This is a genomic window from Kribbella polygonati (genome assembly GCF_050320105.1).
Lineage (GTDB): Bacteria > Actinomycetota > Actinomycetes > Propionibacteriales > Kribbellaceae > Kribbella.
Genome location: NZ_CP190129.1, coordinates 6,792,367 through 6,815,591 on the forward strand (window position 1 = coordinate 6,792,367; position 23,225 = coordinate 6,815,591).

Here is a 23,225-nt window from a genome sequence, read left to right on the forward strand (position 1 = left end):
GAGTCAGGCGGCGTGCAGCCGACGGTTGGTGAGTGGTGCAAGTCCGGCAGCTCGCTCGATCGTAGCCACCACCCACTCGGGGTCGTACATGATGTCCTCCCAGCTGAAGCGAAGCACTCGCCAGCCGCGGATGGTGAGGTTCACGTGTCGGCGGCAGTCCTTGACGAGCGCTCGCCGACTGCCGTGATACTCGAACCCGTCGGCCTCCAGGCCGAGGCGAAGTCGCGGATGACCCAGGTCGAGGCGAGCGGAGAACTCGGCGTCCTGCACCAGGAGTTGAGGGACGAAGCCTTCGAGTCCCCGCTCGATCAACAACGTTCGCAGCGCCGACTCGAGAACTGATTCGGCGCGGCCGTCGGCCAGTGCGACGACCCGCTGGATTCGCCTGCTGTGTGGGCCGCGCAGCCGGTGAGCCGCGTCGAGTAGATCGTCGTGCTCGACTCTGCCCATGCGCAACGCGGAATCTGCTGCCGCGAGGCTGTCCGCGAGTGGCAGGGTCCGGACGCAGTCGATGACGGTCCGGACCGGGGTGGTGACGTCGTCCAGTGCGGGAACGTTCGCCCAGTGCAGGACGCAAGGCAGGCCGGTGCTCCGGCGGACTCTGCCAGGCGGCAGGGTGACGTGCGGGAGCGTCGGCGGGTTGATGACGTCCAGCCCCCAGTGCTGCGCCGCGCTCAGGTGTGAGACGACACCTCCGTGGCTTCGCGCCGCGGTCAACGCCGGTGGTGCTTCCGGCAGGGCGTAGACGCCCTTCGCGACCCGGCGGATGTCTCCGGCCGCCAGAGCGTTCCGCACCGCGCGCGCCGACACGAGTGCCCGAAGGTCGGCGAAGGTCGAAGACCCGCCACGTCTGCCGATCACCTCGGCCACATCTGCCATCCAGCCATGATGCCGAGATTCGTCCCGCCCAGGTCGTGCATTGTCCACAGGCGGACCGCCGCCACTGACCAACGCCGCCACGGCCTGCCGGGTGTGCCGACTGCGAGCGTGAGCCACACTCGGCGTGCCACGTTGGTGAGTGGTGGACGTCCGGAAACCACATGCGTGAGATCGACTCGCGCGAGAAGCTGGCGTCATGGATACGAGGGCGCGGTTGCAGGCTGGGTTTCGGTGGTGTGGGGATCGGGGGGTTTGAAGGGACTACGCGGACGTCAGCGGTTGGTGGCGGGATGCGGAGTTGCTCGCTGGCTTGGGGGTTGCGTTGGCGGGGTTGTACGGGGAGGGGCCGACGGTGGTGCTTGGGCCGGTTTCGCGGGGGTCGTTGGTGGGGGTTTTGACGGCGGCCGCGCTGGGGGTGGGGTTTGTCGAGATGCGGAAGGAAGGCGGGAGCCCGGTCGACAGTGAGCGGTGGGTGCGGCGGGTGAGTGGGCCGGACTATCGGGATCGGCAGCAGGTGTTCGGGTTTCCGCGGCGGCTGGTGCGGGCCGGGGATCGGGTGTTGATGGTCGACGACTGGGTCGAGACCGGGGCGACCGCGCGGGTGGCTCGGGGGCTGGTCGAGGACTGCGGGGCGCGGTGGGTCGGGGTGGCCTGTGTGGTCGACGGGTTGACCGAGCCGCGGTTGCGGCACGAGTTGCCCGTGCGGGCGCTGCTCGACGTACGTCAGCTCTAAGCGAGTTCCTTGGAGAGCAGGGCGGTGATGGGGCCGTTGGGGAGGGGCTGGTGGCCGACTTCGTGGTAGCCGCGGGTGGTGTGGAAGGTGAAGGCGGGGGTGTTGGTGGGTACGGCGGCCACGGTGCGGTCGAAGGGGTGGGCGGAGCGTTCGACGGCTCGGTAGACCTGGGAGGCGAGGCCCTGGCGGCGGTCGCCGGGGGCGATGACGATGCGTTCGATGTAGAGGAACCGGTCGGCGTACGTGCGGGTGAAGGCCGCGAAGGCGAGCCCGTCGTACGCCGAGCCGGGGGTGAAGGTGAGGACGAAGCCGGCCGGGCGGCCGTCCAGGTCGACGACGGCGGCGTGGGCGGCGATCAGCCGCAGCCAGTCCAGGCGGTCGGCGTTGAGGGGTTCGACGAGCCCCTCGGCGGTGGCGTTCAGCGCGACGACCGCGGCGGCGTCGGCGGCGGTCATCGGGCGGAGTTTCACAGTGTCCAGGGTCGCACGGTAAACGTTTGCTTCGGGAGGGGTCACCCTGGCCGCACCCTGGCCCGGACCCCGAAAATCGGGGCCGCCCTTGGGAATGACCTGGGGCATGTGCAATGTTGAGTCCAGTGAACTCAAGTTTGTTCAGTCACGGATTTGAACCGAGGCGGACGAACAGGCAACATTGAGTCTGCATCACTCAACTTCGTGGAGGTAACAGCATGGCCCGCGCGGTCGGAATCGATCTCGGTACGACGAACTCCGTCATCGCCGTACTGGAAGGTGGCGAGCCCACCGTCATCCCCAACGCCGAGGGAGCGCGTACGACGCCCTCGGTGGTGGCCTTCGCCAAGAACGGCGAGGTCCTGGTCGGCGAGGTGGCGAAGCGCCAGGCCACCACGAACGTCGACCGGACGATCCGCTCGGTGAAGCGGCACATGGGCGAGAACTGGTCCGTCGACATCGACGGCAAGAAGTTCACCCCGCAGCAGATCAGCGCGTTCGTGCTGCAGAAGCTGAAGCGGGACGCCGAGGCGTACCTCGGGGAGCAGGTCACGGACGCGGTCATCACCGTGCCGGCCTACTTCTCCGACGCGCAGCGCCAGGCGACCAAGGAGGCCGGCGAGATCGCGGGCCTGAAGGTGCACCGGATCGTCAACGAGCCGACCGCGGCCGCGCTCGCGTACGGCCTGGACAAGGGCACCGAGCAGACCATCCTGGTCTTCGACCTCGGCGGCGGTACGTTCGACGTGTCGCTGCTGGAGATCGGCGACGGCGTCTTCGAGGTGAAGGCGACCAGCGGTGACAACCACCTCGGTGGTGACGACTGGGACAACCGGATCGTCCAGTGGCTGGTGACCCAGTTCAAGAACAAGAACGGCACCGACCTGTCCGGCGACAAGATGGCCATGCAGCGGCTGAACGAGGCCGCCGAGAAGGCCAAGATCGAGCTGTCCAGCGCCGCCGAGACCACCATCCACCTGCCGTACCTGAGCCTCACCGACTCGGGCCCGCTGCACCTGGAGGAGAAGCTCTCCCGCGCCGAGTTCCAGAAGATGACGAACGACCTGCTGGAGCGCGCCCGCGCCCCGTTCAAGGCCGTCATCAAGGACGCCGGCATCGACGTGTCGAAGATCGACCACGTCATCCTGGTCGGTGGTTCGACCCGGATGCCCGCCGTCGCGGACCTGGTCAAGGAGCTGACCGGTGGCAAGGACCCGAACAAGGGCGTGAACCCGGACGAGGTCGTCGCGGTCGGCGCCTCCCTGCAGGCGGGTGTGCTGAAGGGTGAGGTCAAGGACGTCCTGCTGCTCGACGTGACCCCGCTGAGCCTCGGTATCGAGACCAAGGGCGGCGTGTTCACCAAGATCATCGAGCGGAACACCACGATCCCGACCAAGGGCTCGGAGATCTTCACCACGGCCGAGGACAACCAGCCGTCGGTGATGATCCAGGTGTACCAGGGCGAGCGCGAGATGGCCCGGGACAACAAGTCGCTGGGCAACTTCGAGCTGACCGGCCTGCCGCCGGCGCCGCGGAACGTGCCGCAGATCGAGGTCACCTTCGACATCGACGCGAACGGCATCGTGCACGTGAACGCCAAGGACCTGGCCACCGGCAAGGAGCAGCGGATGACGGTGACCGGTGGCTCCGCGCTGCCGAAGACCGACATCGACCAGATGGTCCGCGACGCCGAGCAGTACGCCGAGGAGGACCGCAAGCGCCGCGAGGCGGTGGAGAACCGCAACCAGGCGGAGTCGCTGGTCTACCAGACCGAGAAGTTCCTGCAGGAGAACGAGGACAAGGTTCCGGACGACGTCAAGACCGAGGTCAAGGACGGCGTCGCCGAGCTGAAGAAGGCCCTCGAGGGTGACGACGCCGACGCGGTCAAGGCCGCCTCGGAGAAGCTCGCCCAGTCCAGCCAGAAGATGGGTGCCGCGATGTACGCGAACGCCCAGGCTTCCGGCCAGACCGAGGACAACGCCACCTCCGAGGACACCAGCTCGAGCACCGACGACGACGTGGTCGACGCCGAGATCGTGGACGAGGACCGGCCGCAGGACAAGACGGAGGACAAGTGACGGATCGACCGACGGGCAGCGAGTTCGGCGACGGTGAGCCCGTCGTCCGCGACAAGCGCCGGATCGACCCGGAGACCGGCAAGCTGCGGGAGCCCTCGGACGGGGGCCCCACAGCGGGCGGCCAGCCCCCCGTGGACCCGTCGGACCTGATCGGTCCGTCCGCCCAGGAGGCACTGCTGACCGAGGCGCTCTCGGAGCGTACGGCGGACCTGCAGCGGCTGCAGGCCGAGTACGTGAACTACAAGCGCCGGGTGGACCGGGACCGCGAGGCGGCCCGGGAGCTGGTGGTCGGCACCGTGCTGACCGAGCTGCTGGGGATCCTGGACGACATCGGCCGGGCCCGCGAGGCCGGCGAGCTGGAGGGTGCCTTCAAGGCGGTCTCCGAGTCGCTGGAGCGGGTCACCGAGAAGCTCGGCCTGGTGAAGTTCGGCGAGAAGGGCGATTCCTTCGACCCGCGGATCCACGAGGCCCTGCTGCACAACTACTCCGACGACGTCGACGGCCCGACCGCGACGATGATCATGCAACCGGGCTACCGGCTCGGCGAGCGGATCCTGCGGGCGGCCCGGGTGGCCGTGTCGGAGCCGACCGAACAACTGCCGGCCGACGCCGCCAAGGCCGACGTACCGGTGGAGAGCACAGATGAAGACGCGGACGGTTCCGCGGAGTAACAGCGGCCACGACGGGAGGGGAGGCGCCGGATGAGCACGAAGGACTGGATCGAGAAGGACTTCTACAAGGTTCTCGGCGTCTCCAAGACCGCCGAGCCCGACGAGATCAAGAAGGCCTACCGGAAGCTGGCGCGCCAGTACCACCCGGACTCGAACGCCGGGGACACCAAGGCGGAGGCCAAGTTCAAGGAGGTCTCCGAGGCGTACGACGTGGTCGGGGACGCGAAGAAGCGCAAGGAGTACGACGAGGCGCGCCGGCTGTTCGGCAGCGGCGGCTTCCGGATGCCGAGCGGCAGCGGTCAGGGCGGTGGCTTCGACTTCAACGTCGGGGACCTGTTCAACCGCGGCGGTCAGAGCACCGGCGGTGGGCTCGGCGACATCCTGGGCGGGATGTTCGGCGGCGGTGGCCGGACCACGACCACCACGACGGCCCGGCCGCGGCGCGGCCAGGACATCGAGACCGAGGCGACGATCGAGTTCGCCGAGGCCGTGAACGGTGTCACGGTCGGCCTCCGGATGACCAGCGACGAGCCGTGCCCGACCTGCCGGGGGACCGGCGCGAAGTACGGCACGGTGCCGAAGGTCTGCCTGAAGTGCGAGGGCACCGGCATGCAGACCTCGGTGCAGGGCGGCGTGTTCGCGATGACTGAGCCGTGCACCGAGTGCAAGGGCCGCGGTCTGGTCGTCGACCAGCCGTGCGAGACCTGCCACGGCTCCGGCCGCGGCCAGTCGAGCAAGACCATGCAGGTCCGCATCCCCGCGGGCGTGCAGGACGGTCAGCGGATCCGGCTGAAGGGCAAGGGCGCGGCCGGCGAGCGTGGTGGACCGGCAGGCGATCTGTATGTCACCGTGCACGTCAAGTCGCACCGGATCTTCGGCCGGCAGGGTGAGCACCTGACCCTGAACGTCCCGGTGAGCTTCACCGAGGCGGCGCTGGGCGCGGAGATCAAGGTCCCGACCTTGGACGGTCTCCCGGTCACGGTCCGGATCCCGGCCGGTACGGCGAACGGCAGCAAGCTGCGCGTCCGCGGCAAGGGTTCGGTGCGCCGGGACGGGACGAAGGGCGACCTGCTGCTCACCCTCGAGGTGCAGGTGCCGCACGAGTTGACCGACGAGCAGAAGGAAAAGCTGCAGGAGTTCAACTCCGCGTCCGACCATCCTGATCTGCGGGCCGGGTTGTTCGGGAGCTCCTGATGGGCATCCCGTTCAGCCAGGTGCCGACCTGGGACGACCGCACCCCGATCTACGTGATCTCGGTGGCGGCCCAGCTGGCCGGCATGCATCCGCAGACGTTGCGCCAGTACGACCGGCTCGGCCTGGTGGTGCCGAGCCGGGCGTCCGGCCGCGGCCGGCGGTATTCGGCGTACGACGTGGCGAAGCTGAGGTATGTCCAACATCTCAGTCAGGAAGAAGGCGTCAACCTGGCGGGAATTCGGCACATTCTCGCGCTACAGTCCGAAGTGGAGGACCTGCGCAAGCGGGTCAACCAGCTACTGGCAGAGGTCCAGCGCGGTGTCGGCGTCTCGCGACGTCCCGCCGCCAGCCGGGTCTTCTCCGCCGGTCCCGCGGGCGACGTGATCGCCATGGGCCGGCAGCAGACGACCACCCGGTGGATCCGCACCCAGCCTCTGGAACTCGGCTCGCGCTGATCCCCCGCCACAACAAGGCCACCGGAGACGTCCGAAAACCCACCCCTCGGAGTCTCCGGCCTGGTGGAGGTCGTCGTTCCCCCTCGACGCCTCCGCAAGTCGAAGGTGCGTCAACCCCCCGGCGCCCTTCGGCCACCGCAGGGTGGTCCCGCAAGGACCGCCCTGCGGTTCTCTCGTTCACCCTCCGTTCCTGTTGCGTACGGCGACCGACCGCATACGCTGGCCTGGTGACGCTGATGCTGGAGACGGACCGGCTCGTGATCCGGGACTGGGAGGAAGACGACGCCGACGCCGCGCTGGAGATCTACGGCTCCGCCGACGTGGCGCCCTGGCTGTCACCCGCCATCGACAAGGTGCCGGATGCCGCAACCATGCGTTTGATCCTGCAGTCCTGGATCGAGGCGCAGCCGAACTTCGTGGTCCCGGCCGGCCGCTGGGCGGTGGCCCGCAGGGACGACGGCGAGGTCGTCGGCGCGCTGCTGATCCGGCTGCTCCCGCCGTACGAGATCGATCTCGAGATCGGCTGGCAGCTCCGGCCGAGCGCCTGGGGCCACGGGTATGCGACCGAGGCGAGCCGTGCGCTGATGCGCTGGGCCTTCGGCACCGGCGAGGTCGACGAGCTGTTCGCGGTCGCCCGGCCGAACAACCAGCGAGCGATCGCCACCGCGAAGCGGCTGGGCATGCGCTGGGTCGGCGAGACCGACAAGTACTACGACCTCAGCCTCCAGGTGTACCGGATCCGGGCGTCCGAGTTCAGCGCCTGACCGATCAGCCCGGCGGCGCAGAGCAGGTACGCGTTCGCGACCACGGTCTGTACGGCGTTGTAGTGGAACTCCTGGTCGTGCGCGAACGGCAGCCACCACGGCAGCCCGGTCGCGAACACCGCCGTCAGTACGACGGCCCACGCCGTACGCCAGGACAGCACGGCGGAGCACCGGGACCAGGCGAGCGCCGCCGCGGGCACGATCCACACCCAGTGGCCGGTCCACGAGATCGGTGAGACCAGCAGACCGGTGAGCGCGGTGACGACGACCGCGTCGAACTCCAGGCCGCGGTCGTGAAGCCGGCGGGCGATCAGCAGCCCGGCGATCCCCACGACGGTTGCCGAAAGCAACCACAGCGGTACGGCGGAATTCCCGGCCAGCCGGGCGATCGCGCCGTGCAGCGACTGGTTGCTGATGTAGTGCGGCGGGCCCGGGCGGCCCGGGTCGAAGATGTACTTCGTCCAGAGGTCGATCGTTGCCCGTGGCATCACGACGTACGCGAGCAGCATGGTGCCGGCCGTCGTACCGCAGGCGATCGCCGCCTCGCGGAAACGCCTGGTGATCAGCAGGTACAGGATGAAGATGCCCGGCGTCAGCTTGATGCCGGTGGCAACGCCGATCAGGACGCCGCGGAACCGCGTCCGCCCGGCCAGGCCGAGCATCAGCAGGGCGAGCAGCACCAGGTTGATCTGGCCGAGGCCGAACGTCGACCGCACCGGCTCGAAGGCCAGCGCCGCGAACGCGATGCCGACGGCGGCGAGCGGGCCCCAGCGGAGCGCCTTGGCCGTGGTCCAGCCGATGACCAGCAGCGAGACCGCCGACGCGAGCGTGATCAGCACCCGGGCAAAGCCGAGTCCGATCGAGAACGGCGAGAACAGCAGCGCGGCGAACGGCGGATAGGTGAACCCGAGGCCCAGGCCGGGGATGTTGTAGAGGTCCTGGCCGTGCACGAACGCCCGGGCGGCCGCGTGGTACACCCGGAGGTCGCCCATGTCCGCGTTCCAGGGATGCCAGATCAGCAGGCAGAGAACCGGCAACATCGTTGCCGCGAGCACCGGAATCGCCCGTCCCGCGACACGTTCCGTTTCGAGGTCGATCGTCATGTCCTCGACGATTCCGCCGGCCCCTGCCCCGGCACATCGCCGTTGAGAGCCAACCCGGATCGCCGCCGCGAGCCACCTCGGCGGGCCCGGGATGACACTCGAGAGTGACCCGGGTGTCATTCCTGAGAGTGACGTGCCGCGGCGCCGCGGCCGCGCACAATGGGTGCGTGCAGCGACTGTGGCGATCCCTCTGGCCGGACGTCGCGTTGGCGGTGGCCGGTCTGCTCAGCCTGCAGGTGGGTGCCGCCGACAACCGTTCCGCCGCCTGGCCGCACGCCGCGGTGTGGGTCCAGCTGCCGATGATGCTGCTCCCGCTGCTGATCGCCGTACGCCGGATCGAACCCGTCGTCGTACTCCCGGGCCTGGTCGGCGCCGCGTACCTGGCGGGTCTGGTCGGTCAGCCCGACTGGTTCCTGCTGGCCGGAGCGGTCCTCGCCCTCTGGTCGCTGGCCGGTCGCTGCAGCGTTCCGGTCGTTCTCGCGGCCGCCGCCTGCTCCGCCGCGCTGCCGTTGCTGCTCAACCAGGTCCGCGGCATCCTCGTGAACCTCATCTACCCGTCCGGGGATCACCTCCGTACCCACGGCTGGTCGCGCTGGCTGGCGTTCTCCGTGATGGTCCTCGCGCTCGTCTTCCTGGTGATCCGCCGGCGGAGCTGGGCACACGCCGTACCGTTGGCGACCCGGCTGCGCGACCTGCGCGCGTTCCTGAGCGATCCACAGCACGACCGGCAACGCGACGTACTGCTGGCGGTCGCGATGTCCGGGCTGGTGATCGCGCAGATCGGGCGGGATCTGTTCCACGACTTCTGGTGGAGCGCGCCCGACTGGATGCCGTACACCGTCGCGTATGCCTGCCTGACCTTGGTACTGCGGCGCTTCCCGGTCGTACCGGTGGTCGTCCTGGCCGCCGCGGCGCTGATCGCGAACTGGCAGGCGTCCACGCCGATGCTGACGCTGTACGCCGCGCTCGGGATCGCGCTGTACCGGCTGATCGTCGTACCGGCCGCGAACCGCAGCCTGCGCTGGACGGTACCGGCCGGGGTCGGCGTACTGCTCACGATGCCGCTGATCACCTGGCGGATGCGGTACCCGGTCATGGTGCGGATCTTCCCGAAGCTCGAGCACGGCACCCTCGAACAACGGGCCGACGGGATCCTGCACAACCTGGACTACGAGGCGCTCGTCCAGCACCAGTGGCCGATCAGTTTCGCGCTGACGCTGCTGCTCCCGGTCTGCGCGGGTGTCGCCGTCCGGCTCTACCGGCGGAACCTCCAGGCCTCCGAACGGGAGGCCGAGCTCGAGCGGACCGCGACCGAGCGCGAGGCCGCGCGGGTGGTGCTGACCGAGCGTTCGTACATCGCGCGGGACCTGCACGACGTGGTCGCGCACGCGGTGAACCTGATGGTGATCCAAGCGGAGACCGGCCCGGACCTGGTACGCCGGGGCGACGACGACGTACTGGCCGGGTTCCAGCGGATCGGGGATGCCGGGCGGCGGGCGTTGAGCGAACTGGACCGGCTGCTGTCGGCGCTGCGGGACGCGGACGGCGTACCGGATCCGCAGCTGGCGCCGCAGCCCGGGCTGGCCGAGCTGTCACAGTTGGTGGCGGACGTGTCCGACGACCACCTGCCGATCGAGCTCGACCTGCGGGGCGACCCGGACGGTCCGCCCGAGGGGCAGCAGCTGGCGGCGTACCGGCTGGTGCAGGAAGCGCTGACGAACGTCGTACGGCACGCGAAGGCGTCGGCGGCGCGGGTGGTGGTGCGGATCGAGGAGACGGGGGTGCGGGTCGAGGTGAGCGACGACGGGAGCGGGTTCGACGTCGGGGCCGCGGCGCGCGGGACCCGGCACGGGCTGGCCGGGATGCGCGAACGGGTCCGGATCGAGGGCGGCACCCTGGACCTCCGCAGTACGCCGGGCTCCGGCACGACCGTCACCGCCTGGTTCCCGGTGGGCGGCGGCCGGTGACGCCGACCCCGCCGGCACCCGCGCCGCCGGTGCCGGCCAAGGACCAGCCGATCAAGGTGATGGTGGTCGACGACCAGGACCTGGTCCGGGACGGGATCGCGATGATCCTCGACGGGCAGCCGGACATCGAGGTGGTCGCGCAGGCCGCGGACGGCGCGGACGCGGTCCGGCAGGCGGCCGCGATCCTGGACCTGGCCGTCGTACTGATGGACGTCCGGATGCCGGTGATGGACGGCATCGAGGCCACCCGCAGGCTGGCCGGCGGCCCGCGGGTGGTGATCCTGACGACCTTCGACCTGGACGAGTACGTGTACGACGCCCTCCGCGCCGGCGCGAGCGGCTTCCTGCTGAAGCGCTCCTCGCGGGACGAGCTGATCAACGCGGTCCGGGTGATCGCCGCGGGCGACGCGCTGCTGGCCCCACCGGTGACCCGCCGGCTGATCGACCGCTTCGCCGAGAACCACGTCGACCCCGCGCTGACCGCGAAACTCGACGTCCTGACCGCGCGCGAGCGGGAGATCCTGGTCCTGGTCGCCAAGGGCAACTCGAACGCCGAGATCGCCGCCGAGCTGCACCTGACCGAACACACCGTGAAGACCCACGTCAGCCGAATGCTCGCCAAGACCGGCACCCGCGACCGCGTCCAGGCGGTGATCCTCGCCTACAACGCCGGCCTGGTCACCGCCGGCCGCGGTTGAGAACCCTGGTTTCGCCCTGAGATTTTCCAGAGTTGAGTGGAATGGACTCAAGTTTAGATAGGTTGTCTCTGGTAAGACCTGTTACTTGAGCTGGAAGGCTGGAACTAGATGGACGTTCAGCGGTTGACGACGCTGGCCCGGGAAACCCTGTCGGTCGCGATCCGTCAGACCTCCGCGGCGGGCAACCCGACCGTGGAACCGATTCACCTGCTGTCCGCGCTGCTCGCGCAGCCCGAGGGGACGACGATCGGCCTGCTGGAGGCAGCAGGCGGCGACCCGGACGCAGTACGCCGCAAGACCGCCGAGCAGCTGAACCGGCTGCCGAAGGCGAGCGGCGGCAGCGTGCAGGCGCCGAGCCTGTCACCGAAGACCTCCGACGTGCTGAATCAGGCGGAGCAGCGGGCGCTCGGACTGGGCGATGAATACGTATCCACCGAGCATCTGCTGATCGCGCTCGCCACCGTCGAGGGCGCCGCGCAGAGTGCGCTCGGCGTGACGGCGGACGCGCTGCTCAAGGCGTTCGACGAGATGCGCGGCAACCGGCGGATCACCTCCCCGGAGGCCGAAGGCACCACGAAGAGCCTGGAGAAGTACGGCGTCGACCTGACGCAGCGGGCCAAGGACGGCAAGCTCGACCCGGTGATCGGCCGGGACACCGAGATCCGCCGCGTGGTCCAGGTGCTGTCCCGCCGGACCAAGAACAACCCGGTCCTGATCGGTGAGCCCGGCGTCGGCAAGACCGCCGTCGTCGAGGGGCTGGCCCAGCGGATCGTCGCGGGCGACGTCCCCGAATCGCTGCGCGGTCGCCGGCTGATCAGCCTGGACCTCGGCGCGATGGTCGCGGGCGCGAAGTACCGCGGTGAGTTCGAGGAGCGGCTGAAGGCCGTACTGACCGAGATCAAGGAGTCCGACGGTCAGATCATCACGTTCATCGACGAGCTGCACACGGTCGTCGGCGCCGGTGCGTCCGGCGAGGGCGCGATGGACGCCGGCAACATGCTGAAGCCGATGCTGGCCCGCGGCGAGCTGCGGATGATCGGCGCCACCACGCTGGACGAGTACCGGACCCGGATCGAGAAGGACCCGGCGCTGGAGCGGCGGTTCCAGCAGGTGTTCGTCGGCGAGCCGTCGGTCGAGGACTCGATCGCGATCCTGCGCGGCCTGAAGGAGCGCTACGAGGCGCACCACAAGGTCGCGATCTCCGACTCGGCGCTGGTCGCCGCGGCGACGCTGTCGAACCGGTACATCACCGGCCGGCAGCTGCCCGACAAGGCGATCGACCTGGTCGACGAGGCCGCGTCCCGGCTGCGGATGGAGATCGACTCGTCCCCGGTCGAGATCGACTCGCTGCGCCGTACCGTCGACCGCCTGAAGATGGAGGAGCTCGCGCTGTCCCGCGAGGAGGACGCCTCGTCGCAGGAGCGGCTGGAGCGGCTGCGTGCCGACCTCGCCGACCGCGAGGAGGAGCTGCGCGCGCTGGAGGCCCGCTGGGAGCGGGAGAAGTCCGGCCTGAACCGGGTCGGCGAGGTCAAGGAGCGGATCGACGAGCTCCGCGGCCAGGCCGAGCGCGCCCAGCGCGACGGCGACCTGGAGACCGCGTCCCGGCTGTTGTACGGCGAGATCCCGCAGCTCACCAAGGAGCTCGAGGAGGCCGACGCCGAGGAAGAGGTCGCCGAAGGCCCCGAGGCGATGGTGAACGAGGAGGTCGGCCCGACCGAGATCGCCGAGGTGATCGCGATGTGGACCGGCATCCCGACCGGCCGGCTGCTCGAGGGCGAGACCGGCAAGCTGCTCCGGATGGAGGACGAGCTGGGGCACCGGCTGATCGGTCAGCGCGAGGCGGTCAAGGCCGTCAGCGACGCCGTCCGCCGTGCGCGGGCCGGCGTCTCCGACCCGGACCGGCCGACCGGAAGCTTCCTGTTCCTCGGTCCGACCGGTGTCGGCAAGACCGAGCTGGCGAAGGCGCTCGCGGACTTCCTGTTCGACGACGAGCGGGCGATGGTCCGCATCGACATGTCGGAGTACGGCGAGAAGCACAGCGTCGCGCGGCTGGTCGGCGCTCCGCCCGGCTACGTCGGGTACGAAGAGGGCGGCCAGCTCACCGAGGCCGTCCGGCGGCGTCCGTACTCGGTGATCCTGCTGGACGAGGTGGAGAAGGCGCACCCCGAGGTCTTCGACATCCTGCTGCAGGTGCTCGACGACGGGCGGCTGACCGACGGCCAGGGCCGGACGGTCGACTTCCGGAACGTGATCCTGATCCTGACCAGCAACCTGGGGTCGGCGTACCTGGCCGACGTCACACTCGACGACAAGATCAAGCGCGACCAGGTGATGGCGACCGTGCGGCAGTCGTTCAAGCCGGAGTTCATCAACCGGCTGGACGAGATCGTGCTGTTCGACGCGCTCGGCAGCGAGGAGCTGACGCAGATCGTCGGGCTGCAGATCGCGGCGCTGCAGCGCCGGCTCGCCGACCGGCGGATCACGCTGGACGTCGACGAGGGCGCGATGGAGTGGCTGGCGATGACCGGGTACGACCCGGTGTACGGCGCCCGTCCGCTCCGCCGGCTGGTGCAGTCCGCGATCGGCGACGAGCTCGCCCGCGGCCTGCTGGACGGCTCGATCCGCGACGGCGAGACCGTCCGGGTGACGCTCAACGAGTCCAAGGACGCGCTGGAAGTCTCTGCCACCCGCTGAGACAAGGGGCCCGGTGGTCGCCGGGCCCCTTTCTCATGCGGGTTTGTAGCTGAGCGCGAGGACGCCCGAGGGCAACGTCTCCTGCTGGACCAGCTCCAGTCCGGTGCGGGGACCCGAGAGCTTCGTCCCGGTGCCGAGCACCACCGGGAGCAACAGGATGTCCATCTGGTCGACCAGACCGTTCTCGAGCAGGTTGTGCAGCAGCACCGGGTTGCCGTACATCATGATGTCGCCGCCGTCCTCCTCCTTGATCCGCTTCAGCGCCGCGATCGCGTCACCCTCGAGAAGCGTGGCGTTCCAGGTCAGCTCGCCGGACAAGGTGCTGGAGGCAACGAGCTTCGGAAGCTCGCGGAGGCGGTCCGCGTACGGCCCGTCCGCCGCGCCCCAGGCGGCCGAGAACATCTCATAGGTACGGCGCCCGCACAGGAAGTAGTCGCACGACGCGAGCTTCTCGATGGACCGCCGGACCGCCTCCTCCCCGAAGTACGGCTGCGCCCAGCCGCCGAACGACGTACCGCCGAAGCCGCCCGGGTCCTCCACCACACCGTCGAGTGTCATCAGGGTCGAAGCGATGATCTTGCGCATGATTCTCCTCTCGTCAGGTGTGTAGACCGGCGGTGCGGGCGAAAGGAATCGGTGAGAATGGGAGGGTGACCTCGCGGGCCGACTGGACCAACACCACCCACGACTGGGCGGCCTCGGTCGACCGGGCGCACCTGGACGCGATCCGTGCGGATCCGGCGCGGTATGCACCCGGCGGCGTACGGCACCTGCTGCTCGAGGTGCTCGCGTACCCCGACGACGAGGCTGAGTCGGCCGGCGCCCGCGGCCGCTGCGACGTCGCGCTGTACGCCGACGGCTCGGTCGCGGTCACCGACCACGGGCGCGGAACCGACACCCGGGTCGACGAGCACGGGAACCTCGTGAAGAAGCCGGTCATGGCGACCAAGGACCTGCGGTTCTTCGACAACCCGGACGCGCCGCTGCTCCCAGACGGCTGCCCGCGGCGCGGGATGTCCGTGGTCGCGGCGCTGAGCGAGTGGCTCGTGCACACGAACCGGCGTACGAACGGGTCGTGGACGCAGCGCTACGAGTACGGCGTACCGGTCACCGGGCTGGAGCCGATCGAGCCGGACGGGAGCACCGGGACCACCGTGCACTTCCGGCCGGTCGCGGGGCTCGCGCCGCTGGACGGGTTCCCGCACCTCGACATCTCCGTCGTCCGGCTTGGGTGATCTGGGAGGATCGAGGGACACGGGGGGTCGTGGAAGGAAGGTCGATGACAGGGCAGCGCGGCGACGAACCGGGACCGTACAGCGGGTTGTTCGGTAGCGTTCCGGACTCGTACAGCTACCGCCCGGCCGTCCGTCCGAAGCAGGTGACGGTCGCCGCGGTCATCTCCGCCGGGCTGGGCGCGATGTGCCTGCTGCTCGCCGTCCTCACGCTGACCTCCGCGGGCGCCCAGATCTCCGAAGTACTCACGGGTTCCCGCGGCAACACGTCCGTCGCGGTCGCGGCGGCGCTGGTCTGCGCGTTCATCTACCTGGTGCCGGCGATCTACGTCCGCAAGCGGTACGTGTGGGCGCGCTACATGCTGATCGCGGTCGCCGTGACGGGCATCGCCGGCGGACTGATGGCGTTGCCCTCGAGCCTGCTCGGGCTGGCCATCCACGTGGCCCTGCTGATCCTGATGCTGCAGCGCCCCACCAAACTGTGGTTCCAGCACAGCTGACGTCCCGGGAGACCCGCATGGAGATCTGGATCAACCCCGCCTGCTCGAAATGCCGCGCCGCCACCAAGGCGTTCGACGACGCCGGCATCGCCTACACCGTACGCCGCTACCTCGACGACCCGCCGACGCCCGAGGAACTGACCGCCGTCCTCGCCCGCCTCAACCTCGAGCCGTGGGACATCGTCCGCACCAACGAACCCGAGGCCAAGCCGCTGCGCGACCTCCCGCGCGACGCCGCGCACCGCGCCGACTGGATCCAGGCCCTCGCCGACGCCCCGATCCTGATCCAGCGCCCGATCATCACCGCGGACGACGACACCACCGCCGTCGCCCGCGACCCGGAAACCCTCGCTCAGTTCCTGCGTTAGAGCTTCTGCAGGCGGGTGAGGGCTTCCTGGAGGACCTCGGGGCGTTTGCAGAACGCCCAGCGGACAAGGGGTTTGCCGGCTTCGACGTTGTCGTAGAAGACCTGGTGGGGGATCGCCACCACGCCCGCCTTCTCCGGCAGTTGACGGCAGAACTCGATGCCGTCGGTGTAGCCGAGCGGGCGGATGTCGGTGGTGATGAAGTACGTCGCGGCCGGGCGGTGCACCTCGAAGCCGAGGTCGGCGAGGCCGTTCGCGAGCAGGTCGCGGCGCGCCCGCAGGTCGGCGCGCAGCCGGTCGTAGTAGTCGTTGCCAAGGGCAAGCGCATCGGCGACGGCCGGCTGGAACGGGGCGCCGGAGGTGTAGGTGAGGAACTGCTTCGCGGTGTTCACGGCGGTCACCACCTCGGGCGAACCGGTGACCCAGCCGATCTTCCACCCGGTCACCGCGAACGTCTTCCCGGCGCTGCTGATCGACACGGTCCGCTCCGACATCCCGTCGTACGACGCCAGCGGCCGGTGCGTGCCGTCGTACACCAGGTGCTCGTAGACCTCGTCGGTGATCACGACCAGGTCGTGTTCGAGGGCGATCGCGCAGATCCCGCGCTGCTCCTCCTCGGTGAGGACGGTGCCGGTCGGGTTGTGCGGTGAGTTGACCAGCAGCACCGTCGTCCGCGGCGTGACCGCGGCGCGCAGCTCGTCGAGATCCAGCCGGTACGACGGGGCGCGCAGCGTGACCGGGATCCGCCGGCCGCCGGCGAAGGCGATGCCGGCCGCGTACGAGTCGTAGTACGGCTCGAGGGCGATCACCTCGTCGCCGGGTTCGACGTACGCGAGCAGGGCCGCCGCGATCGCCTCGGTGGCGCCGGTGGTGACCAGGACCTGCGTGTCGGGGTCGTACGTGAGCCCGAAGAACCGCTGCTGGTGGTCGACGATCGCCTGCCGGAGCGCGGGGATGCCGCGGCCCGGCGGGTACTGGTTCGCGCCGGCGCGGATCGCCGCGATCGCGCCCTCCAGCAGGGAGTCCGGCCCGTCCTGGTCCGGGAACCCCTGACCGAGGTTCACCGACCCGGTCGCCACCGCCAGCGCGGACATCTCCGCGAAGATCGTCGTCCCGAGGCCGTCCAACCGCTCAGCGTGTGCGCGCATCCCTCAACCCTCGATCGTGGTGACCATGTGTGCAAGCCAGGCGCGCGCGGTGGCGCGGTCGGTCTGGCTGAAGGCGGCCTCGAGCTCGTTCTCGACCTTGCGGATCGCGGGTGCGGCCTCGGCCAGCCGGCGTTCGCCGCCCGCGGTCAGGTGCACCTGCTGGGTCCGGCGGTCCTTCGGGTTCGGGCGCCGCTCGACCAGGCCGGCGCGCTCCATCCCGGTGATCAGCTCGTTCGCGGACTGCCGCGTCGTACCGACGACCCGCCCGACCTCGGCGACCGTCAGGCCCGGGTCCTCCCGGACGCAGAGCAGCGTCCCGTACTGCTGCACCGACAGCTCGTGCTCGGCGAGCGCGGCCGCCAGCGCCGACCGCATGCTCAGCCAGGCGTGCCGCACCAGGAAGGTCAAACACCCGGTCTCGTCGTTGGGGTCCATGCACCACATTCTGCCGAAAAGGAGATTGACAGGTTCCTGTCAATCGACGATGATCGGAAACCTCGTCAGGGTCCTGTCAATCATAGGAGACTTCGTGTCCACCATCGACCCTTCCCAGAGTCCGAGCCGGCAACGCCGCATCCTGGCCGTCCTGGTCGTCTCGGCCGTCCTGATCTGGATCGACTCGACCGTCCTCGGCATCGCTCTCGAACGCCTCGCCGATCCCGTCCACGGGCTCGGCGCCACGCCCGGCCAGCTCCAGTGGGCGGTCGGGATCTACTCACTGCTGTTCGCCACCGCGCTGTTCCTGGCCGGTGCCCTCGGTGACCGGTACGGGCATCGCACCGTGCTGATGACCGGCCTGCTGGTCTTCGGCGCCGCGTCCGCCTGGGCCGCCTGGGCGACCGACCCGGTCGGGCTGATCCTGGCCCGCGCCACCATGGGCCTCGGCGGCGCGCTGATCATGCCGACCTCGATGGCGATCATCGGCTGGACCTTCCCACCGGAACGCCGGGCCGGCGCGATCGCGATCTGGTCGTCCTCCGCGGGCGTCGGCGTTGCCGTCGGCCCGGTGCTCGGCGGCCTGCTGATCGACCACTTCTGGTGGGGTTCGGTGTTCACCATCAACCTGCCGATCGTCGTGTTCGGCGTGATCGGCGCGGCCGTCGTACTGCCGAACCCGCGCAGCCCCCAGCGGCGGCGGCTCGATCCGCTCGGCCTCGGCCTGTCCACGCTCGGGCTGCTCGGTCTGTCGTACGGCCTGATCGAGGGTGGTCATCAGGGTGGCTGGGACCGGTGGCAGGTCTGGGCGAGCATCGGCGCCGGGCTCGTGCTGCTCGCCGGGTTCCTGTTCTCGGAATGGCGGGAGCAGGAGCCGAGCTTCGACCCGCGGCTGTTCGGGAACCGCCGGTTCGCGGCCGGGAACTTCGCGCTCGCCGCGGTGTTCCTGACGATCACCGGGCAGAGCTTCTATCTGGCGTTCTACCTGCAGGGTGCGCGGGGGATGAGCGCGCTGCATGCCGGGCTGATGTCGCTGCCGGGTGCTGTCGGGGTGATCGTCGGGGCGCCGCTCGGGGCTCGGCTGGCGGCGCGGCTCGGGGTCGCGAAGGTGTCCGGTACGGCGATCCTCACGCTCGCGCTGTGCTTCGCGGCCAACCTCTTCTACGACGTCGAGACCTCGCTCATCGTGATCGGGATCATCGGCGGGCTGGCCGGGCTCGCGATCGGGATGACTGTCGCGCCGACGACCGCGGCCGTGATGGCGACGCTGCCGATGGACCGGATCGGGGCCGGCTCCGCGGTCAACAACGCGCTGCGGCAGGTGGGCAGCGTGCTCGGGGTCGCCGTACTGGGGACTGTTGTGTCGTCGACGTACCAGCATCGGATCGCGCCGTCGCTGAGCGGTCTGCCGAACAGTGAGGCGATCGGGACGTCGGCCGAGGCGACCCGGCATGCGGCGGTTCTGCTGCATCGGCCGGAGCTGGTGCAGACGGCGAACGACACGTTCGTGCACGCGATGCATCTCGCGGCGGGGGTCGCCGCGGGCTTCGTGCTCAGTGGGGCGATCGCGCTCGGGCTCGCGTTCCGGACCGCCAGGCCATCACAATCGGGGGTCGCGGACGGAGCTGAGCGGGAGCGCGCCGAAATCGGCTGATTGTGATGGCCTGGGGGTACGCCGTCGGACCATGAAGACGTCGACGGGGTCCTCGCTGTCCTGGACGAAGCCGTGGCGTTCGTAGAGCCTGCGGGCCGGGCTGCCCTGCAGGACGTTCAGCCAGATGTCTTGGTCCCGGTCCAGGACGGAGCGCAGTACGCCGGAGCCGATGCCGCGGCCCTGGTGCTCCGGGGCCAGGTAGAAGTGCTCCAGCCAGAGGCGGTCGGCGGGGCGGAGCGTGACGGACCCGGCGAAGGCGCCGTCGACCTCGATGATCCGGGTGTACTCCGGGGTGTACGCGTCCCGGAGCCGCCGCCGGACCCGGTCCTCGTCGTACCGCCCGAGGCGTTCGAGATCGGGCCGCATGACGACGGCCCGAAGCTCGGCAAGCTCGTCGAGGTCGGCGGCGGTCGCGGGGCGCAGGGTCCAGAGCACGTCGGCATTATTCGCGAGGCGCCGCCTCGGACCCGGGGCCGGGTCCGAGATGGGGGCCGAGGCGTGGCTCAGGCGGGGCGGGGTTCGGGGCGGAGGGCCCGGAGCCAGAGTTCGGTCTGGGCGATGTGGGCGGAGGCGGCGGTGGCGGCGGCGGCCGGGTCGCGGGTTTCGAGGGCGGCCAGGATCGCGCGGTGACCGCGGTCGCTGGTCTGTTTGATCGCGTCGAAGTCGGCGCCCGGCTCGAAGATCCGGTAGTGCCCGCCGCGGCCGCGGATCACCTCGGTGAGCGCGGTGACGGTCGGGTTCCCGCCGGCGATGCAGATCAGCCCGTGGAACTCCGCGTCCAGGTGCTGGATCTCGGTCGCGTCCGTGGTCGACTCCAGCCGGTCGAGCACCTGGCCGAGCTTCGCCGCCAGCTCCGGGTCCTGCCGGGCGGCCGCGGCCGCGGTGGCGTGCGACTCCAGCACCCGGCGTACCTCGAGCAGTTCGAGGACGCCCTCGAGCGGGATCAGTTCGACCGACAGCGAGAACCGGCTGATGATCGCGGCCGGGTCGAGCGCCGACACGTACGTCCCCGAGCCGTGCCGCGACTCGATCACGCCGAGCGCACCGAGCGACCGGACCGCCTCCCGCAGCGAGCTCCGGGACACGCCCAGGTGGTCGCACAACTCCGGCTCCGGCGGGAACTTCGCCCCCGGCCCGAGCTCCCCGGACGCGATCATCTGCCGCAACCCGGCCAGCGCCTTGTCCGTAGCAGCCATCCCCTCACCTCCCCCCGAAGCGTAAGTCCTCAGACCACTCCTGGTCACATCCGCCCACTCTCCGCCTACAGGCTCGCCGGTTCCGAGTGATTCATCAGACGTTTGCTCGAAGGAACCCTGCCACGTCCGCGGCCCGCCACCGACGCTCGCCGAGCCGCTCGGACGCCGTACCGCCGGCCACCCACACGGTCGCCATCCCGCGCTCGTGCGGCAGCGCCAGGTTCACCTCGAGGTCGTCGAACATCACCGCCCGCGCCGGGTCGATCCCGAACCGGTCGAGGAACGCGTCGAGGCTCTCGGCGTACGGCTTCGGCATCAGCTCACCCGCGAGGATGTCGAACACCCCGTCGATGTGCTCGGTCAGCCCGAGCCGGGAGAGCACCTGCTCGGCGTGGTACGCCGACCCGTTCGTGTACACGTACCGCCGCCCCGGCAACTCCTCCAGTACGCCGGCCAGCACCGGGTCCGCCTCGATCACCGAGTAGTCCATCCGGCGCTCGAAGCCGAGGAACTCGTGCGGGTCGATCGTGCCGGTGAGCATCGCGCCGCGCAGCGAGGTGCCGTACTCCGCGACCAGCTCGGACTGGATCCGCCGGGCGCCGGCGACGTCGGTGCCGTAGTACTCGGCGATCGTCGACAGGATGCCGTGGGTGAGCTGCGCGGCGAGCGCCGATCCGGCCGGGTACAGCGTGTTGTCGAGATCGAGAACCCAGGTGTCGATGTCCGCCAGCACCCTGCCAATGTAGGTGACAGACTGGGGGCGTCATCGACGGAGGGTTGGAAGATGCCGACTGCGCTCGTGACCGGGCCGGCGACCGGGATCGGTCGGGCGTTCGCGGAGAAGCTGGCGGTCGAGGGGTACGACCTCGTGCTGGTTTCCCGGGACGAGGCGCGGCTGAAGGAGGTCGCGGCCGAGATCGCGCGGCTGCACAGTGTCGAGTGCGAGGTGCTGGCCGCGGACCTGACCGACCGGGACGACCTGGCCCGGGTCGAGGCGCGCTTCCGGACCGGGCCGATCGAGGTACTCGTGAACAACGCCGGCTTCGGGCAGAAGAAGCCGTTCTGGGAGAACCCGGTCGACGTCGAGGAGAAGCAACTCGACCTGCTGGTCCGCGTCGTACTGCGGCTCACGCACGCCGCCGTCCAGCCGATGATCGAGCGTGGATCCGGCGCGGTGATCAACGTGTCGTCGGTCGCCGGGTTCCTGCAGCGGAACATCTACAGCGCGCACAAGGCGTGGGTGACGAGCTTCTCCGCCGGGCTGGCGACCGGGCTGCACGCGCAGGGTGTCGCGGTGATGGCGTTGTGCCCGGGGTTCGTGCACACCGAGTTCCACGAGCGGATGCAGATGGACAAGTCCGTCATCCCGTCGTTCATGTGGTTGGACGCGACCGACCTGGTGGACGCGGCCTGGAAGGACCTGATGCGGGGCAAGGCGATCTCGATCCCGAGCCGCCGCTACAAGCTCATCGCAGCCGCCGCCCGGTTCACCCCGCGGGCGCTGATCGCCCGGGTCTCAACCGTCGGCCTGGACCCGCGCCGCCGGTCGTAGCGATTCGTAGAGCGTCTTGCCGAGCGCCGCGGCGTACTTGTCGGTCTCCGCGTCCGACGGTGTCGCGCCGGTGAAGTTCACCTCGAAGCCGCGCTGGAAGCAGGCCCCGAACAGCAGCGCCGCCGCGGCCGGGACGTCGGCGGTACGCCGGATTCGTCCGAGCTTCTGCTCCTCGCGCAGGTAGCGGGTCAGGCCCTCCTGCGCGCGGTGCGGGCCGGCGTTCAGCTCCTGGAGGCGGAGCCGGTGGGCGGTCAGCAACTCGCGGGACGAGAACAGCGACACCAGGATCGGGAAGCCCTCGACGTAGAAGTCGATCGCGATCCGGGCCAGCCGGGTCAGGTTGCCGCGCACCGTACCGCCGCCGGGGTTGCCGATCAGCTCCTTCAGCGAACCGGGCAGCTCCGGCATCCGCTCGTGGATGACCGCGAGCAGGATCGCCGACTTGTCCGCGAAGTGCTTGTAGAGCGCGGCCTCGGAGTACCCGGCGGCCTGTGCGATCGACCGGGTGGTCGCCCGCGCGTACCCCTGCGTCCGCAGCACGTCGGCGGCCGCGTCCAGGATGTCGTCCCGTGTGCCCACGTCCGCACCCTACCTTGACAGGTTGGTGAGTGTTCACTAACCATGGTGAGTGAGTGTTTACTAACCTGGAGGGGTGACGATGAAGCTGGTGGTGTTCGGGGCGTCCGGGCGGATCGGGACCGAGGTGGTGCGCCAGGCGGTGGCGGCCGGGCACGCGGTCACGGCCGTCGTCCGCGCGGGGTCGACCCTGGGGGTGCCGCTCCCCGAGCTCCGCCTGGTCGCGGCTCGGGCCGGCGTCTCCGGCGGACTGGCCGAGGTGGTGACCGCCGACGTGATGGACCCAGCGTCGATCGCTCCGGTGCTGGAAGGGCACGACGTAGTACTGTCCGCGCTCGGCCCGCGGCCGAAGGGGCCGAGTGACATCCTGACGTCGAGTGCACGCAGCACCTTGCGGGCCTTGGAGGACAGCGGCGTACGGCGGTACGTCGTCGTGAGCGTGGCCGGGATCCACACGGGCAACGACGGGCCGGTCACGAAGTACGTCGTGAAGCCGCTGATCCAGCGGCTGCTCCGCGAGTCGTTCGCGGACGCGCGGCGGATGGAGGAACTGATCGGCGCCAGCCCGCTCGACTGGACGATCGTCTGCCCGCCACGGCTGACGAACGGGACCGCGAAGGGCACGATCCGCAGCAACACCGAAGGCACGGTGCGCGGCGGGTTCACCATCACCCGCGCGGACGTCGCCACCTACATGCTGGACGCCGTCGACAATGCGGTCCTGATCCGCAAGACTGCGCTGATCTCGAACTAAGGTCCTGGCTGGTGGTCCAGCGCCTACTGCGGGGCACTCGGCACGGCACCTCGCCGCACGGGTGCAAAGGCCACGATGCTCCGCATCGAGACCTTCGCCCCCGCACG

The 23,225-nt window shown here is 70.0% G+C and carries 25 protein-coding genes; 15 read left to right on the plus strand and 10 right to left on the minus strand.

Going from position 1 to position 23,225, the window contains the following annotated elements; all coding sequences use genetic code 11:
* Positions 1–3: 3 nt before the first annotated feature.
* Positions 4–879 carry a DUF559 domain-containing protein gene (locus ACQHIV_RS32365; RefSeq protein WP_427887688.1) on the minus strand — a complete coding sequence of 292 codons (876 nt, stop codon included), beginning with the start codon at positions 877–879 and terminating at the stop codon, positions 4–6.
* 331 nt (positions 880–1,210) lie between these two features.
* On the opposite strand from ACQHIV_RS32365, the gene ACQHIV_RS32370 reads away from it, so the two are divergent.
* Complete coding sequence (locus tag ACQHIV_RS32370) at positions 1,211–1,612, plus strand: phosphoribosyltransferase family protein (RefSeq protein WP_427896610.1); 402 nt, start codon at positions 1,211–1,213, stop codon at positions 1,610–1,612.
* On the opposite strand, the gene ACQHIV_RS32375 is transcribed toward ACQHIV_RS32370, so the two are convergent.
* Positions 1,609–2,067: a GNAT family N-acetyltransferase gene (locus ACQHIV_RS32375; protein ID WP_427887689.1), complete on the minus strand. Its 459-nt coding sequence runs from the start codon at positions 2,065–2,067 to the stop codon at positions 1,609–1,611. The genes ACQHIV_RS32370 and ACQHIV_RS32375 overlap by 4 nt on opposite strands.
* Positions 2,068–2,300: 233 nt before the next feature.
* Between ACQHIV_RS32375 and dnaK the strand changes: the two genes are divergently transcribed.
* The 5 genes from dnaK (at position 2,301) to ACQHIV_RS32400 (ending at position 7,244) form a co-directional block, all read left to right on the plus strand.
* Complete coding sequence (dnaK, locus tag ACQHIV_RS32380) at positions 2,301–4,160, plus strand: molecular chaperone DnaK (RefSeq protein WP_427887691.1); 1,860 nt, start codon at positions 2,301–2,303, stop codon at positions 4,158–4,160.
* Positions 4,157–4,831, plus strand: a complete 675-nt coding sequence (gene grpE / locus ACQHIV_RS32385; protein ID WP_427887693.1) for a nucleotide exchange factor GrpE — start codon at positions 4,157–4,159, stop codon at positions 4,829–4,831. The genes dnaK and grpE overlap by 4 nt, the downstream gene beginning before the upstream one ends.
* 30 nt (positions 4,832–4,861) lie before the next feature.
* Positions 4,862–6,025, plus strand: coding sequence for a molecular chaperone DnaJ (gene dnaJ, locus ACQHIV_RS32390; protein WP_427887695.1), 1,164 nt, complete (start codon positions 4,862–4,864; stop codon positions 6,023–6,025).
* Positions 6,025–6,480, plus strand: a complete 456-nt coding sequence (locus ACQHIV_RS32395) for a heat shock protein transcriptional repressor HspR (protein WP_325035598.1) — start codon at positions 6,025–6,027, stop codon at positions 6,478–6,480. The genes dnaJ and ACQHIV_RS32395 overlap by 1 nt, the downstream gene beginning before the upstream one ends.
* A gap of 236 nt (positions 6,481–6,716) precedes the next feature.
* Positions 6,717–7,244 (plus strand): GNAT family N-acetyltransferase, encoded by a 528-nt coding sequence (locus tag ACQHIV_RS32400; RefSeq protein ID WP_427896612.1) that lies wholly within the window; start codon positions 6,717–6,719, stop codon positions 7,242–7,244.
* On the opposite strand, the gene ACQHIV_RS32405 is transcribed toward ACQHIV_RS32400, so the two are convergent.
* The gene (locus ACQHIV_RS32405; protein WP_427887697.1) at positions 7,190–8,347 is read right to left on the minus strand and encodes a glycosyltransferase 87 family protein; all 1,158 of its coding nucleotides are present in this window, start codon (positions 8,345–8,347) and stop codon (positions 7,190–7,192) included. The two genes, ACQHIV_RS32400 and ACQHIV_RS32405, sit on opposite strands and share 55 nt — an antisense overlap.
* A gap of 167 nt (positions 8,348–8,514) precedes the next feature.
* Here ACQHIV_RS32405 and ACQHIV_RS32410 point away from each other — a divergent pair, with 167 nt between their 5' ends.
* From ACQHIV_RS32410 to clpB, 3 genes are all read left to right on the plus strand, one after another.
* Positions 8,515–10,314: a sensor histidine kinase gene (locus tag ACQHIV_RS32410; RefSeq protein WP_427887699.1), complete on the plus strand. Its 1,800-nt coding sequence runs from the start codon at positions 8,515–8,517 to the stop codon at positions 10,312–10,314.
* The gene (locus tag ACQHIV_RS32415) at positions 10,311–11,012 is read left to right on the plus strand and encodes a response regulator transcription factor (protein ID WP_427887700.1); all 702 of its coding nucleotides are present in this window, start codon (positions 10,311–10,313) and stop codon (positions 11,010–11,012) included. Before ACQHIV_RS32410 ends, ACQHIV_RS32415 begins: the two co-directional genes overlap by 4 nt.
* 108 nt (positions 11,013–11,120) lie before the next feature.
* Positions 11,121–13,706, plus strand: a complete 2,586-nt coding sequence (gene clpB, locus ACQHIV_RS32420; RefSeq protein ID WP_427887702.1) for an ATP-dependent chaperone ClpB — start codon at positions 11,121–11,123, stop codon at positions 13,704–13,706.
* 33 nt (positions 13,707–13,739) lie between these two features.
* Here clpB and ACQHIV_RS32425 read toward each other — a convergent pair whose 3' ends face one another.
* Entirely contained in the window at positions 13,740–14,291 is a 552-nt protein-coding gene (locus ACQHIV_RS32425; RefSeq protein ID WP_427887704.1) for a dihydrofolate reductase family protein, read from the minus strand.
* Positions 14,292–14,356: 65 nt separating this feature from the next.
* Between ACQHIV_RS32425 and ACQHIV_RS32430 the strand changes: the two genes are divergently transcribed.
* The 3 genes from ACQHIV_RS32430 to ACQHIV_RS32440 are packed head-to-tail and all read left to right on the plus strand — an operon-like array spanning position 14,357 to position 15,806.
* Entirely contained in the window at positions 14,357–14,941 is a 585-nt protein-coding gene (locus tag ACQHIV_RS32430; RefSeq protein WP_427887706.1) for a hypothetical protein, read from the plus strand.
* 44 nt (positions 14,942–14,985) lie between these two features.
* On the plus strand, positions 14,986–15,438 hold the full coding sequence (locus ACQHIV_RS32435; protein WP_427887708.1) for a hypothetical protein: 453 nt from the start codon (positions 14,986–14,988) through the stop codon (positions 15,436–15,438).
* A gap of 17 nt (positions 15,439–15,455) precedes the next feature.
* Positions 15,456–15,806: an ArsC/Spx/MgsR family protein gene (locus tag ACQHIV_RS32440; RefSeq protein WP_427887710.1), complete on the plus strand. Its 351-nt coding sequence runs from the start codon at positions 15,456–15,458 to the stop codon at positions 15,804–15,806.
* Here ACQHIV_RS32440 and ACQHIV_RS32445 read toward each other — a convergent pair.
* Together ACQHIV_RS32445 and ACQHIV_RS32450 are read right to left on the minus strand one after the other, a co-directional pair.
* Positions 15,803–16,951, minus strand: coding sequence for a pyridoxal phosphate-dependent aminotransferase (locus ACQHIV_RS32445; protein ID WP_427887712.1), 1,149 nt, complete (start codon positions 16,949–16,951; stop codon positions 15,803–15,805). The two genes, ACQHIV_RS32440 and ACQHIV_RS32445, sit on opposite strands and share 4 nt — an antisense overlap.
* Positions 16,952–16,954: 3 nt before the next feature.
* Positions 16,955–17,386, minus strand: a complete 432-nt coding sequence (locus tag ACQHIV_RS32450) for a MarR family winged helix-turn-helix transcriptional regulator (protein WP_427887714.1) — start codon at positions 17,384–17,386, stop codon at positions 16,955–16,957.
* A 94-nt stretch (positions 17,387–17,480) separates the two neighbouring features.
* On the opposite strand from ACQHIV_RS32450, the gene ACQHIV_RS32455 reads away from it, so the two are divergent.
* Complete coding sequence (locus tag ACQHIV_RS32455; protein ID WP_427887716.1) at positions 17,481–19,040, plus strand: MFS transporter; 1,560 nt, start codon at positions 17,481–17,483, stop codon at positions 19,038–19,040.
* Here ACQHIV_RS32455 and ACQHIV_RS32460 read toward each other — a convergent pair.
* The 3 genes from ACQHIV_RS32460 to ACQHIV_RS32470 all read right to left on the minus strand — a co-directional run bounded on the left by ACQHIV_RS32460 (position 18,987) and on the right by ACQHIV_RS32470 (position 20,969).
* Positions 18,987–19,475 (minus strand): N-acetyltransferase family protein, encoded by a 489-nt coding sequence (locus ACQHIV_RS32460; RefSeq protein ID WP_427887718.1) that lies wholly within the window; start codon positions 19,473–19,475, stop codon positions 18,987–18,989. The two genes, ACQHIV_RS32455 and ACQHIV_RS32460, sit on opposite strands and share 54 nt — an antisense overlap.
* A 68-nt stretch (positions 19,476–19,543) precedes the next feature.
* Positions 19,544–20,236: a FadR/GntR family transcriptional regulator gene (locus tag ACQHIV_RS32465; protein ID WP_427887720.1), complete on the minus strand. Its 693-nt coding sequence runs from the start codon at positions 20,234–20,236 to the stop codon at positions 19,544–19,546.
* Between the two features lie 94 nt (positions 20,237–20,330).
* The gene (locus ACQHIV_RS32470) at positions 20,331–20,969 is read right to left on the minus strand and encodes an HAD-IA family hydrolase (RefSeq protein ID WP_427887721.1); all 639 of its coding nucleotides are present in this window, start codon (positions 20,967–20,969) and stop codon (positions 20,331–20,333) included.
* A 51-nt stretch (positions 20,970–21,020) separates the two neighbouring features.
* Here ACQHIV_RS32470 and ACQHIV_RS32475 point away from each other — a divergent pair, with 51 nt between their 5' ends.
* Positions 21,021–21,788 (plus strand): SDR family NAD(P)-dependent oxidoreductase, encoded by a 768-nt coding sequence (locus ACQHIV_RS32475; RefSeq protein WP_427887723.1) that lies wholly within the window; start codon positions 21,021–21,023, stop codon positions 21,786–21,788.
* Here the strand turns inward: ACQHIV_RS32475 and ACQHIV_RS32480 are convergent.
* The gene (locus tag ACQHIV_RS32480; protein WP_427887725.1) at positions 21,753–22,367 is read right to left on the minus strand and encodes a TetR/AcrR family transcriptional regulator; all 615 of its coding nucleotides are present in this window, start codon (positions 22,365–22,367) and stop codon (positions 21,753–21,755) included. The two genes, ACQHIV_RS32475 and ACQHIV_RS32480, sit on opposite strands and share 36 nt — an antisense overlap.
* A 79-nt stretch (positions 22,368–22,446) precedes the next feature.
* Here ACQHIV_RS32480 and ACQHIV_RS32485 point away from each other — a divergent pair, with 79 nt between their 5' ends.
* On the plus strand, positions 22,447–23,118 hold the full coding sequence (locus ACQHIV_RS32485) for an NAD(P)-dependent oxidoreductase (protein WP_427896614.1): 672 nt from the start codon (positions 22,447–22,449) through the stop codon (positions 23,116–23,118).
* Positions 23,119–23,225: the final 107 nt, after the last annotated feature.